Raw genomic sequence first — 15532 nt, forward strand, 5'->3', positions numbered from 1 at the left:
AGTCGGGCCGGTGCCATGCTGATGGGAGGAAACCACCTGGATGATCTGGCGCATCTTGCCGCATGCCTCGGTGTGCATCGCTTCCGACAGATTGTTCCTGCTCGACATCAGGCGGGATCGCTATTTCCAGGTTCCGGAAGCGGTAGCTCCGGAAATGAGGACATGGCTCGGGAGCGCGGACGCTGCTGTCCCTGAACCGGTCAATCGGGTGCTGACCGCCAATGACATCCGGCGCAAAGACGATCCGGCGCCGACCAACGCGTCCCGCGAAACGGTCAGGATCCCGACCGGCCTGCTCTCCCCGACATGGATGACCTCAGGTGCACCGGCAAAGGTCGGCAGCGTGCTGCTCGCTCTCTGCATGACGAAGTTGCAGCTCCGGACACGTTCCTTCGCGTCCGTGCTGTGCGACCATCTCCACGCTTCCCCGGCGCGGGCGGGCGAAAAGGATAGCTGCCTGGATGAGCGCTGCGCGACCTTTGCGCGATCGCGGATCTACAGCCCGCTGCGCCGTAATTGCCTGCTGGACACACTCTCGCTCGACCGGTGGCTCGGGGACGACGCCCGAGAATGTCGCATCGTCTTCGGCGTAACCGCCCATCCCTTCTCGGCGCACTGCTGGCTTCAGTCGCCATATGCCGTGCTAAACGACAGTTATGACCATGCCTCACGGCACACGCCGATCCTCGCGCTGTGAACATCGCTCCCTATATTTTCCTGGTCACGCCGCGCGGTGAACGACGGTCCGCGCGCCTGAAGGCTTTTGTCGATGCAGTGCAGCGGACGCAAAAACTGGCGCTGCTCCGAGACGAGGAAGACCTGGTAGCCCTCGGCGCCAGCGGCGCGCCATGCACCGATCTGGCGAATGGTGGACTCATCTGGGGACATCTGTTCGCGAATGAATCCTCGAGGCCGATCTCTCGCCAGGCGCCCACCGACGATCTGTCGGCACCTGCCACGGACTTCGTACGACGCCATTGGGGAGGATATCTGGCTGTCCGCCGACGGCCTGACGGCATCGAAGTGCTACGCGACCCGGCGGGCGGCATTCCCTGCTACACAGCGGAAATCGACGGCACCCACGTCATGACGTCCCGCCCCGCGCTGCTCTGCGATGCCGGACTTCAGCCGATCGAGTTCGATTGGATGATCGTCGCACAGGCGCTCGCATACCGGGACATCAAGCCGGCGCGCACGGCACTGCGCGGCATAAGCGAGCTCCTGCCGGGCATGTCGATGCATGTCCGCCCCGATCGCGTCGAAACCCGCTGCGTCTGGTCCCCATGGCAGTTCGCCGGCGCCAGCGACGAGTTCGGCGATTTTGCTGCGGCGGCAGATGAGCTCCGGCAGGTCCTGAGCCAGACCGTCTCGACATGGGCAGGATGCTTCCGGCAGCCAGTCGTCGAGATATCAGGCGGCCTGGACTCGGCGGTCGTCGCCGCCTGCCTCGCGCAAAGCGGTAGGGATCCGGCCTGCCTCAATTTCTGGCCGACCGCCGGCGATCCCGACGAGCGTCCGTTCGCACGGGCAATTGCCGAAAGGCTCAAGTTTTCCCTGAACGAGGTACCGCTCGATGTGGCCAACATCGATCTCGCGGCGTCGCACGCGAAAGACCTCCCGCGTGCGAGCGCCCGGACATTTTCACAAGCGATGGATCGCGCCACAAGAAGCCTTGGGGTCGGGATCGGGGCGGATGTCTATTTCAGCGGCACGGGCGGCGATTGCGTGTTCTGTCACCTTCATTCCGCGCTTCCCGTCGTGGACCGTTACCTCCGGCAGGGAATAGGAGCGGGATTGTGGCGCACGGCCGAGAACGTCGCGCACCTCGCGCCGGCGACGATCTGGGAGGTCGCGAGCAGCACGGTGCGACTGCTTCGGCGACGCCAACACCGCTCGCTGACGCCGCGACGCAATCGTTTCCTGGCCCCGGTCACCGCTGCTGCACTTACCTGGCCGGCGGGAAATCCGTGGCTCGACATTCCTGAAGATGTGTTGCCGGGGAAGAGGCGCCACATTTCGTCGCTGATCAGCATCCAGAATCACCTAGAAGGCTATAGTAGGCTCGGAGATGGGCCGATCATTTCTCCATTGCTGGCACAGCCGGTGATGGAGCTGTGCATCCGGATCCCGACATGGCTGTGGTGCGACGCGGGTCGCAATCGCGCGGTCGCCCGCGCGGCGTTTGCCGACGCGCTACCCGCCGCGGTCATCGCGCGGCGGAGCAAGGGAGGCTTCGACAGCTTCGGTGCCGAACTGATCCGCCAGAACCGGAAACTGATGCGCGATATGCTGCTCGACGGAGCGCTCGCCGACCAGCGACTGATTGACACCGCCGCCGTCCGCCAGGCGCTCGAGCGCCCGTTACCCGATGGAGAGGCGATCGTGGAGTTGCTCGCCCTTATCGACCAGGAGGCATGGATCAGCGCATGGATGGCACGCCGGGCCTCGCGCTAACGCGGCGGCCGACGATTGAGCCGTCGCTTCATTTCTTCCCAACGGGCGATATCCGGCGCCCGCGCCGGATCCTCGCTTCGAACATCGCGCAGCCAGAAATCGAACCAGGCGACACTGCGCTCATAGACCGCCAGCTTATGCGCCGGGTGCCATTTCACATGATGCTCGTCGGGAAAGACAAAGGCATCGAGGGGAGCGCCCGACAGCCGGAACGCTTCCAGCGTCTCCAGTGCCGAACGATATTCCATGTCGGGCACCTGCACGAGCAACGGAACCCGCCAACCCGCCGCATGCGCCGCTATCGACATGGGTGCCCAGAACTCGGCATGACCAGGCCCTGGACGCGGATAGCCCCAGGCGAGCGTCGCCTCGCCATAGGCCGGGCCGGAAACGAAGAGCCCGCTCGGCTCGTCACAGCACGAACTGATCGCCGCGGCCGCGAACATGTTCGAATGGTTGAGCGCGAACTGCGTCGTGGTCGCGCCATCGCTCATCCCGGTCAGCCCAACTTCGGTCGGATCGGCGACACCGCGCTGGATCACGGTGTCGACGCCCATTTCGAGCGCACCGACAATCACGCGTCGCTCCGCCCAGCCGGCGATGTTGATCTTCTGCAGCTCGACCAGGTCATGCACCTTGGCCGCCCCGGCAAGCAGCGCCGGCCGCTGGAAACTGAGCACGGCGAAACCGTGGGCAGCGAGTATCTGGATCGGATATTCGTCGCCGGTCCCGCCCCGCAGGAAGCCCCGGCTGATATATTGCGTCACGATCAACGGATGCCGCTGGCCCGCCCGATGGTCGGGCGGCAGGACAAGATCGCCATAGGTCGCGCCCCCGTCCGGCAGTGTCCAGGCGATTCGCTCAACAGAGCCCAGGCGCAAATTCCGAAAATCGGGGTTGGGATCGAACATCACCGTCATACGGCCGCTGGCAGGATCGATCGCGACGATCTGTCGCGGCTGTGTCGCCGCTTCCCGAGCACAGATCAGATTGCCGCTGCCGAGTTGGCAGCCGAACAGTGCCTCGTCGGTAACGAGCAGGCGCCGCGGCGCCCTTTCACGGCCGACCCGCCATCGAAACAGCGACGAGCGCCCGCCATTCCCGGCATAGCCCGCGCGCAGGAACAACAGCGTGTCGCCGGGAAGCCACCAAAAGCCTGCGACATGATCGCCGCATATCTCGATCGGGCATGAAAGCGACTTGCCGCTGCGTTCGATGCGAAGCGGGGTCGCGCTGTACGGCAGCCCCGCATCGGCACGCCGCGCGCTGACGCGCCAGCCACCGTCCGAAGTGCCATCGACGACAGCGCGCCTGTCGCTCGGTGCGGCGGTGCCGGCTGGCCGGACTTCGCCGCTGTTCGGATCAAGGTGAACCTCGATCTCCGGCAGCGTCGTCGAGGGTGATAGCGGCCGATCCTCGGACAGTGACGCAAAGCGCTCGTCGAAATGGAACCCCGCCCTCCCCTCCCGGTCTATCTCCGCCCGGCCGGCGTCGAGCGCAGGCCGGATAGTGACCAGAAGCGTGTTGCCGTCTGACGACCAACGAACTGCGAGCGCGTCCGTTGCGAGGTCACCGGTCGGTCGCGCCGGCTTCCCGTCGACGCCGACATACCATGCCCGCGTGACGCCGCCATCGCGTCGCAAATAGGCCAGCCAACGCCCGTCCGGCGACCAGACCGGCGGAAAGGAGCGCGGGACGCCGGTGGGCACTGCTGGAATGCCACGAATGTCGACATCGGACTGGATGAACTCGCCGCCAATATCGAGCAGCCGGGGCGGCGCGTGGCGGTCGAGCGAGAACAGCACCACACCAAAGCAATATGCGTCACTGTCGGGATCGCCGCGGCGCAGGGTCAGCGCGAAGATCTTCCCGTCGGGCGACAGATTGAACACATTCTGCCACGCGGAATTGTCCAGCGAGCCGAAGTCGCGCAACCCGATCAGGTCACGCGGTATGATCAGGCGGTGCAGGGACGCCTTTGGTGCCGCCGTGAGAAGCTCGGCCGCGCAATTGCGAGGGGCGGCGCTCGCGGCGGGCACCGCAGCCACGATCACGGCTGCGGCCCCAAAGATAGCTGCGATCACCACGCCTTGCTCACCTGCAACGAGACGAGCCGCCCTATTGGACTGGCGTTCTCAGGATCATAGCCGTTGGTCGCGGTACCGACGATGTAGCTGACCGGCGGCGGATCGCGGTCGAACAGGTTGCTCGCATTGAACGTCAGACGGACGCCCTTGAGCAGCCCACTGGCCTGGCCGAACTTGTAGCCGATGTTGAGATCGACCGTCGTCCAGGATGATACGCGCGCCGCCGGCGAGACGGTCTTGTTGGTATAGGGTCCGACATAATTGACAAAGGCGGCGAGGTCCCAGCGCGCCGAACTCCATGCCGCACGGCCGCGCAGATGGAGATCGACAGGATTGCCGGTCGTGTCGAGTACATTGGTCAACGGCGCGGTTGCAGTGAGACCTTGGCGAATATGGAAAATGTGCGTGCCAACCACGCCAATATCCGCCCGGCCGCCGGCAGCGCCGAAGCCGTAGCCGACCTCAAAGTCGATGCCGTTCTGCTTCAAAACCGCGAGATTCTGCGTCCGCGCATCGACGACCGCGACGATCGGCGCCGTTGACGGGATGCCGGCCAGATCGAGATAGATTGGCGATGCGAACAGCGCCGCGACCCGCGCCGCCGAAGGGTTGGACTCAGTCACCGGCGCATAGACGCTGCGGTTGACCAGGAAGCTGGTCAGCTGAGAGGCGATCGAAGCGATGCGGTCGCGATAGACAACGTTGAAATAGGTCACGCTCGCGTGGAAGCCGGGGACCACCGACGGCTTGAGCTCCGCGCCCAGCGACCAGGTCTTGGCCCGCTCGGGCCGCAAATTGGGATCGTTACCGCGGATAACGATGATGTTCGACGCACCCGTCGCGGACTGCGGATCGGGCACGCTATAGGCGAAGATCGCCATGGAGCCCGGATCCTGGCGCTGTTCCTGCGACAGCGGCGCGCGGAACGACTTGCCGTAGCTGCCACGGATCGTGAGGCCGGCAAAAGGCTCCCAACTCGCGCCGAGTTTCGGGTTCGTCGTGCTGCCGAAGTCGCTGTAGTTCTCGGCGCGCACTGCGAACGAGAGGTCGAGCCGGTGCAACAGCGGGATCGTCGTGTCGCCGCCGAACAACGGCACCAGCAGTTCGCCGAAAGCCGCCTTGATCTTGCGCGCGCCGGGGAGCGGCGTGACCGCCAGCGGCACGGGCGTCAGCGACGAGACATCGCTGATGCCGGTCCCGGAGCGGTAGCGACTTTGGCGATAGTCGCCGCCGAACGCCAAGCGGACTTTGCCTGCGGGCAAGACGAACAGCGGCCCGTCCGCGCGCGTTGTCAGCGACCAGACGATCCCGTCATAGTCCGTCGATACGGAACCACGGACCTTGGCGATCGTCGCCGGATTGGTCGAAGGACCATCGCCGAACAGATTATAGGCGGTGGCGGGATTGGAGTCGGCGAGCGCGGCGTTCAATCGCGCGGTGTTGACCCGGTTGATGTCGTCATAATGCTCGGCCTGCCGGCCCCAGGTACCGTGGGCATCGAAGCTCCACGAACCGAGCTCGCCGGCGATTCCCGCGGTCCCGCCATAAGCGGTGACCTTGCCGCGATAGCGCTCAGCACCGAGATCACGCACGAAGCTGTACTGCACGCCGACCGCCTGATGGGTGCCGATCGGGTCGACATAGAAGGGATTGGTGACTGGCACGGTGCGCCGCGTGTCCGCGCTTGACCGGATCGCCTGGTCGAAGTTGCGGATCGACAGCAGACCGTGAGCGTAGATCCGCAGGTGGGGCAGCAGGTCCTGGCTGACAGCAGCGAACACCGAATGGCGCCGCTGATCGGGCAGCAGGTCGGTCATATATTGGCTGTTGCCCGTATTGACTGTCCCGGCAGTGAGCTGCGCCGCGGTCAGTCCGACACCATTCTGCCCCGCGGGTATCGCAAACGTCTTGCCGCCGGCATAGATCGTGCCCGGACTGGCATAGGCGACACGACGATCGGGACCACCAAAGGCGCGCAGATCGTCATTGGCATAAGCGCGGTCGCCGGCGTGAAGCGCGTCGCGCTTGTAGAACTCGTAGGCGATCATCGCATGGCCGCCCGACCACCGCGTGCCAAGTAACTGACTGGCGAGATATTCCTGTGCATCGCCGTCGGCTGTACCGATGCGGACGGTGCTTTCCGCGCCGGTGAAGTTGAGCCGCGGGATGATGTTGACGACGCCGGCGACTGCGTCCGATCCGTAGATCGCCGATGCGCCGTCGGGCACGATCTCGACCCGCTCGATCGCCGAAGCCGGGATCATCGACAGGTCGGCGAACGTCCCCGTCCCGCCACCCAGCGGTGGTCGATCACCATTCAGCAGCAACAGCGTGGAACTCTGGCCAAGGCCGCGCAGGTTCACGCCGGCGCCACGCGCCGCGTTGCCGCCGCCGACACCGGTCGTCGCCGTTGCAGTATTCTCGTTGGCCCCGCCGAGATAGTTTTGCGGGATCGACTGGGCGATCTGCTGGGCGGTGGTGAACCCACCCTGCTCGATCGCGCGGCGATCGATGACGACCAGTTCCGATCCGACTGGACCCTTGCCGCGGATCCGCGTGCCCGTGACCAACACTTCGGCCGGCTCATCCGGGTCAGAGGCAAGCGCGCGCTGCACGATCAGTACGCCACCGACACGCGACGTTGTCAGCCCGGTGCCCCGCAGCAGCTCGGCAAGCGCCGCCTCGAAACTGTACCTCCCCCTGAGCGCCGGCGCGTGCAACCCCGCGACCAGGTCGGTCGACACGACCAGCTGCTCGCCGGACTGACTTGCCAGCGTACGAAGCGCGGTGCCGAGATCCTGTTCCGCCAGATCATAATCGCGCTGCGATCCCGGCTGCGCGCTCGACGGAAGCGCGAAGGCGAAAAGTGCGGTGGTGGTGAGTGCCCAAATGGCCGTACGCTGCGATGTCATGCATCCCCCTCTTTTCGAGCCGCGAAAAGCGGCTTCAAAGGGCAGGACACCGGCCGTCGATCTTACCCCCTGAATTTTTCGAGGGTTGCAGCGATCAACGTCGGCGCAGGATGTAGATATCCGAAGAAGGGTGTTCGACGCGGAGGGCGAGCGCCGCCGCCAGGCTGGCGGCCAGCGTACTGGTCGGTACCGGCCGGAACACACCCGTCACCCTGAGCGGCGCGAGGGCGTTGTCGCCGAGCCGGATCTGCTCGCGCGAATAGCGATTCGTCTGCATCAGGACATCGCCGAGTGGCGTGCCGTCGAAGCTCAGCACGCCCGCCACCCAGCGGTTCGCGCTCTCCGGCGTCCGGCCGATCTTCGGCGCCTGTCCCGCCGCAAAGGAACAGGACTGTCCCTCTGCAAGGTGCGCGATCGATGCGGCCGACGCGGTCGTTCCCCGGCGCACATCGACCGTGCCGCGCAGCAGGTTCACCTGCATACTGCCGCGCCACAGCGCCACATCGAACAGGGTCCCGGTGGCGACGACCGATTGGCCGTTGGCCTCGACGACGAAGGGCCGCACGGCGCTGCTCGCGACATCGAACCGGGCGCGACCCTGTACGAGGCGAACGACGCGGCTTGCGTCGGTAAAGGCCAAAGAGACGACGCTATCGGTATCGAGCGTTACGGTCGAGCCGTCCGGCAGACGGAGGGTCCGGATCTGCCCGACGGCGCTCGCCAAGGCCGCTGCCGCCGGCCGTTCCTCCTGCTGCCACCCCTTCCAGCTGACCCCACCGACGACGACCGCCAGGCACGCTGCCGCCCCTGCCAGGGCGACGCGAGGCGTCGCCCAATCGGCCCAACTGTACTTGCGCGGCAGCTGCCGCGCCCGCCCCATCGCGCTATTGCGCAGCCCGCCCGACATCTCCCACTCGCGCTCGAGCCGCGCATAGGCCGCGCGGCGCGCCGGGTCGGCGGCGCGCCAGCGCTCGAAGTCGAGGCGTGATCGCTCCGCGTCGGGACCATGCATCCGCGCCCACCATTCGGCTGCGTCCACGCGCAGCGATTCGCTGTCCTCACGTCCCCCGGTGATTGGCATCAGGTCCGGCCGACACAGCGATCGATATGGGCAATGGCCTTAGACATCTGTTTTTCGACACCCTTGATCGACAAGCCGGTGACCTCGGCAATCTCAGCATAGCTCATGCCATCAAGCCGATGCGCCAGAAAAATTTCGCGTGTCTTCGGCTTGAGCTTCTTCAGGGCAGCTTCGATCCGGGCGAGACCATCGCGCGCCTCGAGCCGGCGAACCTCGTCAGCACCAGCGATCATCTCATCGTCGGCAACGACATGATCATGTTGGTGATGTCGCGCCGCCGTCCGCGCGCGATTGCGCAGCAGGTTGCGAGCGATCTGGCGCAGAAAAGCCTCGGGCTTGCTCACCGCGCCCGGCGAGCGCTCTTCGGCCTGCGTATAATGCAGAAAGGCCTGCTGCGTGAGATCGCGCGCGTCATCGTTGCCGGCCCGGTAGCGCGTGAAGAATCGTGTCAGGGAATGCTGCTGGTCGCGAAAGAGGACATCGAGCTTCACGGCTCGCGGCTGAGGTTCGGTTGGCGGTTTCGCCGGACGCGCTGCGGGCTCGCTCATCGCCCCACCCGGAAGACGTCACCGGCAATCGGCCCCATAGCCACCTCCATATCCCTGAGGCGGCCGGCCAGAGCCGGGTTCTGAGAAACAGGTTCGGATGTACCCGCGCTGCCGATTTTAGCCGCGAACGGCCTGGACATATGCGACAGCAACCCGGCCGGCACCGGGTCCGGTCGAAGTCCACATCCAAACGAGGTTCTCAGGCCTCGACGCAACCCGAACGGGTCGCGTAGCCATAGCTTAGAGCGGTCGACTCGCAACGCAAGCCCCAGAATTATCATAACGCTGCAAATAGATACGGGTAAACCGGAGCGCTGCATGCTCCGCCCCGCCCTATAAAATTGTTCATATACCGGGCCGGCGCGCGAGCCGTCATCGAGGCGGTACGCGACGATCGGAGGGTCAATCATCCGACGCGCCCAAGGGGTCCAGATGATCGAATTGCATTTGCTGCGCTACGTCCAGGCCGCAGCCGAGACGGGAAGTTTCAGCCGGGCTGCAGAGCGCTTCGGCGTCAAGCAATCGACGCTCAGCGACAGCATCCGTTATCTCGAATCCCGGCTCGGCCTAGTCTTGTTCGAGCGCTCGACGCGCGGCGTGATCCCGACCGATCCGGGCCAGCGATTCCTGCAGCGTGCCCGGCACATCCTCGAGGACTTCGACCGCCTGCTGATCGACACCAGGTCGCTCGCCACCGGCAACGTCGGCGTGCTGCGGATCGGCTTCCATACCTCGCTCACGACCGGCCACCTGTCCGAGTCGCTGGCAATGTTTCGCGCGGCCAACAAGGGAGTCGAGATCGAAGCCTGTGAGCTCAACCGGCGCGCGATGCTGACCGCGGTCGAACGTGGCCACCTCGACCTTGCCATAGCGGCTGGTCGTGCACCGTCCCCCACCTTACGGTCACGCAGCCTGTGGAGCGAGCGGCTGATCGCCGCCGTGCCAAGCGATCACCCGTTCGCGCATCGTGAGCGGCTGCACTGGACGGATCTCAAAGGGGCGACCTTCATCGTCTCGGCCGATGATCCGGGCCCGGACATCCAGGCACTCATCAATGCCCGTCTCGCCTCGCCGGGCCACGCGCCCGACATCCGCGTCCAGCGGGTCGGCCGCGACAATCTCCTGTCGTTCGCCGAAGGCGGCAACATCGTGATCGGCATCGGCTTTCCGGCCCGGCGAAGCCCCAGCGCCCCGACGCTCCACAGCGTCCACGACGCCTTCGCGGCGACGTCCCTCGAGCAGTGCCTGGTGTGGCGAGCTGACAATGATAGCCCGCCGTTGCGAAGGTTCCTTGCGATGATGACCGAGCGCTACGGGCGCACCATCGACGAATAGCCGGCGTCGACCGTCGCCGTACGAAACCCAGGCGACGTGATCACGTCACGATGACCGGGGTTGTAGACGCCCGAAGATGGGCGCCTCTCCGCGACGCTATTGATGCAGCGTGATCCTGGGACCCGCGCTGACTGGCGTGCACAGCCCGTCAGGGCAACCACCAGTGCAGGCGGCACCAACTGAGATTGAATTTCGCGAAATTCGACATATATGATGGCTTTTCGCAGATCATGAACGATTTGCACAAAGCAGCCATGGTGGCGTGAACGTTTTTCGCGAGAAGCGACATGAATGAATGGCCTTCGCAGCCCCAGACGGATTTTCGCACGATCCCGCTCCCGGAGTCGGGCGTGCCTGCCGGCTATGCCGCGCTGATCGATCGCCATGATTTGCGTGTGCCACTGTCCGGCCGACTGACGGCGATCGCCGGCCGCCATCATCCGCGCTCAAACGAGCAATGGCTGATGTTGACGCCCCGCTACGCGCCGAACAGTGATCTCGCCGGGCATCTCACCTTCGCGCTGCGTTATGAAGGTCTGAATCTTCCGGTGCTGGCGCAACTCTTTCGAACCGTGGCGCCGGCTGACATCGCAGGGATCGTGGAAGCCAGCCCCACAGGCTCCTATGCCCGGCGAATCTGGTTCCTGTACGAATGGCTGACAGGGACGCGGCTCGAGCTCCTCGATGCGGGTCCAGTGCGCGCGGTCCCTGTGGTGGATACGGATCAGCAGTATGCGCTGGCGCAGGGAGAGCCATCGCCGCGCCACCGGGTGATCAACAACCTGCCCGGGACGCCCGCCTTCTGCCCCATGGTGCGCCGGACCGACGCGCTCGACGCCTGGCGCGCCATGGCGCTCGACGCGCGCGCCAGAGAGACGGCAGTGCGCGTCCGCCCCGACCTCGTCGCCCGTGCCGCCGCCTTCCTGTTGCTCAATGACTCCAAATCGTCGTTCGCGATCGAGGGCGAGCGGCCATCGGGCGATCGCGCGTCGCGCTGGGGACAGGCGATCGCGCAGGCCGGCACATTTCCGCTCAGCCTCGACGAACTCAACCGCCTCCAGCGCATCGTGATCGGCGACGCCCGCTTCGTCCGCCTGGGGCTACGCGACGAGGGCGGTTTTGTCGGCGTCCATGATCGCGACACGAACATGCCCGTCCCCGATCATATCAGCGCGCGCGCAGAAGACCTGCCTTCGCTCCTCCAGGGCGTCATCGACTATGCGCAGCGATCGATCGCCGGGGGCATGGATCCGGTGGCGGCTGCGGCCTGCCTCGCCTTCGGCTTCGTCTATATTCACCCCTATATCGACGGCAACGGACGCCTTCACCGCTGGCTCTTCCACCACGCGCTCGCGCTCGCGCGCTTCAATCCACCTGGACTCATCTTTCCCGTCAGCGTCGCGATCTACCGGCGCATCGACGAATATCGCCGCGTGCTCGAATCCTATTCGGCACCGCTCCTGCCGCTGATCGAATGGGCGCCGACAGCCAGCGGCAACATCGAGGTGCTTGGCGATACCGCGGATTTCTATCGCTATTTCGATGCGACCGCCCATGCCGAGTTTCTCTATGCCTGTGTCGAGCAGGTGATCGAGCGCGACATGCCCGATGAGTTGCGCTTCCTCGAAGCGTTCGATGCGTTCAGTGAACGCATCCAGCAGATCGTCGACATGCCGACCGCCCAGGTCGAGCTTCTGCGCGGATTCCTGGCCCAGAATGAGGGAGCGCTTTCAGAGCGGGCGAGAATGCGGGAGTTCGCTGCCCTGACCGACGCGGAAGCGGTCGCTATCGAGCAGGCCTACGCGCTGAGCTTTGCCTGACGGCGACAGTCCAGATCAGCAGATAATCGGCCGCCGCGCACCGGCCCATCGAAAGGCCGCCGCGCCAGGGAGTGAGCGCGGCGGCCTTTCCCGCAAGGCGGGCCAGCCGGGGGGCATCGGCGGCCCGCCGCGGATCTCAATGACCGGCGGTGATCGCACTGTTCGCGATATTGCCGGTCGCGCTGGCGGCGAGCTGATTGCCGCTCATCGTCAGGGCGCCGTTCGACAATTGCGCGCCGCGGACCGCGAAGCTCGCCCCGGCGACCGAAGCCGACACCGGGCCATCATTGGTCTGGACGTTGCTCAATACCGCGCCGCGCGCGGCGCCAGGGCTACCGATCATGACCTGGTTGGTCGCGGCGTTGCCATAAGCGTTCGCGGTCATGGCATTGCCCGTGACTGCAAGCGCCGAGGAAGCCACGGAGCCGGCGGCATTGAGCGGCACGCCCATCGTCCCGCCGGCACTGGCCGTGACCGCGCCATCATTGCTCTGTGCATTGACCAGCACGGTCGGCGCCGTCGCGACCGTGTCGAACGACCCGACCTGCGCGCTGCTCGCACCCGTGAGCGCGGCATTCACCGGTCCGTTCAGCGTCAACGCATTGTCCGCGCTGTTGCCCCGCGCGACGGCCTGGGTCAGATTATCGGCGATCGTCACCGAGGAGCCGTAGATCGCGGTTCCCGTTGCTGTACCGCCCAGCCCCAGCGTCGCATCGGTGCGGGCGCTCGCATTGACGGTCGCAGCGCTCATCTGGCTGTTGGCGAGACCCGCAGTGGCACCGGTGCCGCCGGTGCTCGACACCGACACCGCATTGACCGCGTGATTGGCGGACGCATCGGCCACGGTGCTGTTGTCGCTGACCGTGAAGCTCGAGCCGGACATGGTCGCGCCGGCATCGCTGTTGACCAACCGCGTCTGGGCGGCAGCGCCAACGGTGCCATTCGCAAACTGAGTGCCGGACAGCACATGATCCCCGGTGACGCTGGCCGAGCCGAGATTGCCGGCATCAGCACTGGCCGCGCCGCCCGTGACGCCGTCGAGCTTCACCGCCGAGACGCTCAGGCCGTTATCCGCGTCGTTCATCACGGCCACTGCCCGGTTGGCATTGCCGCGCAGCGACACCGCGCTGTTGCCGACGCCGCCGCGCGTGACGACGACCATGTCGGAATTCGCGACCACACTGCCATCGCCGAACTGCGACGACGACAGCGCCGTGCCGGCAGCGGGAGATGAGACACCCGGCAGCGACGTGGCCGTCAGCGACAGTCGATCGAGCGCCGTGTTGCCCACTGCCGTGGCAGCCTGACTGTTATTGTCGAGCATCAGTGTCGATCCATTGGTATAGCCGACATCGCCGATCGCGAACTTGCCGGCGACGTTGCTCGTCACCGACGATGCCGCCGGACCGGTCGCCAGCGGCATTCCGAACTTCTGGTAGTTGGCCAGGGCGACATTGGCGGCAGCGCCATAGCCGCTATCGACCTGTCCGGCCGTAGCGTCGACATGGCCGCTTCCAGCGCTGACGCTGTTGCCAGTGACCGTCAGGCTGTTGCTCGCGCTGCTGGCAACTGCGGCGCCCGTGACGCTGTTGCCGGTGACCCGCAGCTGCGAACCCGCGACGCTGCCGAACGGCTCAATCCTTGCGCCGGCACGATCGCCGCTCGTCCCCACCACGCTGCGGATGCTGCCATCGACCGTCTGCGCATTGTTGAGATCGACGCTGCCGCGCAGCGCGTCCGCCTGGAGCGTCGCGCCATTGGTCGCGCTGTTGCCCATGGCGGCGGCGGCCGTCACGTTGTCCGAGGCGGCAAGGGTCGCGTGATCGACCGGGCCGGCGATGGCGACCAAGGTGGCTCCGCCACTCACCCCGGCCGAGACGCCGGCGTCCAGCTCCTGGACATTATGGACACTGAAGGCCGCGGTCGTGCTCGATACGCCGTCATTGCCGGTCATGGCGGTACCGACCGTACCCCATGGCAAACCACCGCCGCTGTCGATCCTATTGGCATCGACGGTCAGGAGATTGCCGTCCGCCCGATTGCCCGTCGCCACAGCGCGCATCTGGTTCCGCGACGCGGACAGATCGCTTCCATACAGGGCGCCGTCGACGCCGATCGTCGTACCGCCATTGGCCGTGGCGGAGACGCCGCCGGCGACCACGCGCTGAACGCCAGTAACGTTGGCGATCGCCGCTCCTACCTCATCGGCCGGGCTCACGCTGCCTGCGGTCAGCGCGAGCGACCGCGACGACTGATTGCCGCTGGCGACCGCGGCAACAGCATTGCTGTCGGCGCTGGCCGAGGAAGCGTTGAGGTCGCCGCTTACATCGACGGAGAAGCTCGCCGGCGCCGATCCCACCACGGCGCTGACCTGGCCAGCGAGCTGCTGGCGGCCGAGATTGGTGTAAAGGGCATTGGCGACATTGGTGTCGTCGGCCGCGGCCGAGACCGTCGAAGCCGGCAAGGAGCCGGCGGGCGCGACGACCGACGTGGCGCTGACCGACAGGGCGTCGGAAGCCACGTTGCCACCCGCCCTGGCGACGCTGTTGTTCCCACTCAGGTCGAGGCGGCTGGCCGACGCGCCGGTGATGGCAAGCTGCGTCACGCCGTCATTGCTGGCTGACACCGACGACGTGGCATCGCCGGTCTGGGCGCTGACCAGCCCGGCCCCCAAGTCAGCATTGTCGAGCCCGAGCTGGTCAACGGCCTGGTTGCCGAGCGCCGACGCTTCGAGATCATTGTTCGCGACCGAGAGATCTCCAGCCGAGACGCTCCCCGCGGTGATGCCGGTCTGGCCGCCAAGCAAGGTCGCCCGAACCGGCGCAGACATCATGCGCTGGCTGTTGGCGAGCAGATTGTCGGCTTGGCCGCTGGTCGCGCTTCCGTGGATCGATATCGTGGTCGGCGATGCTCCGAGGCCGGACGAAGAGCGGACCGGATCGAGCGAAGTCGTGGCGCTGTTGGCGCCGGCTGCTGCCGAAATCTGATTGTCGGCAACGCTGACCGTGCCGGCTTGGATCGACGAGAACGACGCGGCTGCGGTACCGCTGCTGGCATCGGCGCTGATCGTTCCGCTGGCGGTGCTTTGCTTGTTAATCGCCGAACGGAGCGCGGTGGCGTCGATGCTCTGCGCGCTCACTGGCAAAGCGAGCAGCACGGTCAGGGCAATGGCGCCGCCGGCGAGCAGCTGGGAACGCCGCGCGCGGCGGCGGGTCATGAATATGTGCATGATGATCTCCTGTGGATTGAAAAGGGGGTCTTGGTGTCAGGCTGGTTTGGGACCGAGGCACCTCCC

General features: G+C 65.9%; 9 protein-coding genes. 4 read left to right on the plus strand and 5 right to left on the minus strand.

The genetic code is table 11. From position 1 onward, the window contains the following. The first annotated feature begins 40 nt into the window (after positions 1-40). The gene (locus U1839_RS16280; RefSeq protein WP_332804643.1) at positions 41-697 is read left to right on the plus strand and encodes a lasso peptide biosynthesis B2 protein; all 657 of its coding nucleotides are present in this window, start codon (positions 41-43) and stop codon (positions 695-697) included. Beyond that, on the plus strand, positions 694-2454 hold the full coding sequence (locus tag U1839_RS16285; protein ID WP_332804644.1) for an asparagine synthase-related protein: 1761 nt from the start codon (positions 694-696) through the stop codon (positions 2452-2454). The genes U1839_RS16280 and U1839_RS16285 overlap by 4 nt, the downstream gene beginning before the upstream one ends. On the opposite strand, the gene U1839_RS16290 is transcribed toward U1839_RS16285, so the two are convergent. The 4 genes from U1839_RS16290 to U1839_RS16305 form a co-directional block, all read right to left on the minus strand. Continuing rightward, positions 2451-4541 carry an Atxe2 family lasso peptide isopeptidase gene (locus U1839_RS16290; RefSeq protein WP_332804645.1) on the minus strand — a complete coding sequence of 697 codons (2091 nt, stop codon included), beginning with the start codon at positions 4539-4541 and terminating at the stop codon, positions 2451-2453. The genes U1839_RS16285 and U1839_RS16290 overlap by 4 nt on opposite strands. Continuing rightward, positions 4535-7453, minus strand: a complete 2919-nt coding sequence (locus U1839_RS16295) for a TonB-dependent receptor (RefSeq protein ID WP_332804646.1) — start codon at positions 7451-7453, stop codon at positions 4535-4537. The genes U1839_RS16290 and U1839_RS16295 overlap by 7 nt, the downstream gene beginning before the upstream one ends. Positions 7454-7547: 94 nt before the next feature. Further along, positions 7548-8534, minus strand: coding sequence for a FecR family protein (locus U1839_RS16300; RefSeq protein ID WP_332804647.1), 987 nt, complete (start codon positions 8532-8534; stop codon positions 7548-7550). After that, positions 8534-9082 carry an RNA polymerase sigma factor gene (locus U1839_RS16305; RefSeq protein WP_332804648.1) on the minus strand — a complete coding sequence of 183 codons (549 nt, stop codon included), beginning with the start codon at positions 9080-9082 and terminating at the stop codon, positions 8534-8536. The genes U1839_RS16300 and U1839_RS16305 overlap by 1 nt, the downstream gene beginning before the upstream one ends. 432 nt (positions 9083-9514) lie before the next feature. On the opposite strand from U1839_RS16305, the gene U1839_RS16310 reads away from it, so the two are divergent. Together U1839_RS16310 and U1839_RS16315 are read left to right on the plus strand one after the other, a co-directional pair. Further along, positions 9515-10417 carry a LysR family transcriptional regulator gene (locus U1839_RS16310; RefSeq protein WP_332804649.1) on the plus strand — a complete coding sequence of 301 codons (903 nt, stop codon included), beginning with the start codon at positions 9515-9517 and terminating at the stop codon, positions 10415-10417. Between the two features lie 287 nt (positions 10418-10704). Continuing rightward, a complete protein-coding gene (locus tag U1839_RS16315) occupies positions 10705-12237 on the plus strand; it encodes a Fic family protein (protein ID WP_332804650.1) in 1533 nt (510 codons plus the stop codon). A gap of 136 nt (positions 12238-12373) precedes the next feature. Here the strand turns inward: U1839_RS16315 and U1839_RS16320 are convergent, their stop codons facing one another. After that, positions 12374-15454 (minus strand): beta strand repeat-containing protein, encoded by a 3081-nt coding sequence (locus tag U1839_RS16320; RefSeq protein ID WP_332804651.1) that lies wholly within the window; start codon positions 15452-15454, stop codon positions 12374-12376. Between the last annotated feature and the right edge of the window lie 78 nt (positions 15455-15532).

Origin of the sequence: Parasphingomonas halimpatiens (assembly GCF_036663795.1) — a bacterium.
Classification (GTDB): Bacteria; Pseudomonadota; Alphaproteobacteria; order Sphingomonadales; family Sphingomonadaceae; genus Sphingomonas.

What these genes read in the sequence shown, in the direction of transcription:
- U1839_RS16295 (WP_332804646.1), bottom strand. Translation starts at nt 7,453, where the DNA reads ATGACATCGCAGCGTACGGCCATTTGGGCACTCACCACCACCGCACTT.
- U1839_RS16310 (WP_332804649.1), top strand. Translation starts at nt 9,515, where the DNA reads ATGATCGAATTGCATTTGCTGCGCTACGTCCAGGCCGCAGCCGAGACG.
- U1839_RS16320 (WP_332804651.1), bottom strand. Translation starts at nt 15,454, where the DNA reads ATGACCCGCCGCCGCGCGCGGCGTTCCCAGCTGCTCGCCGGCGGCGCC.
- U1839_RS16280 (WP_332804643.1), top strand. Translation starts at nt 41, where the DNA reads ATGATCTGGCGCATCTTGCCGCATGCCTCGGTGTGCATCGCTTCCGAC.
- U1839_RS16315 (WP_332804650.1), top strand. Translation starts at nt 10,705, where the DNA reads ATGAATGAATGGCCTTCGCAGCCCCAGACGGATTTTCGCACGATCCCG.
- U1839_RS16300 (WP_332804647.1), bottom strand. Translation starts at nt 8,534, where the DNA reads ATGCCAATCACCGGGGGACGTGAGGACAGCGAATCGCTGCGCGTGGAC.
- U1839_RS16305 (WP_332804648.1), bottom strand. Translation starts at nt 9,082, where the DNA reads ATGAGCGAGCCCGCAGCGCGTCCGGCGAAACCGCCAACCGAACCTCAG.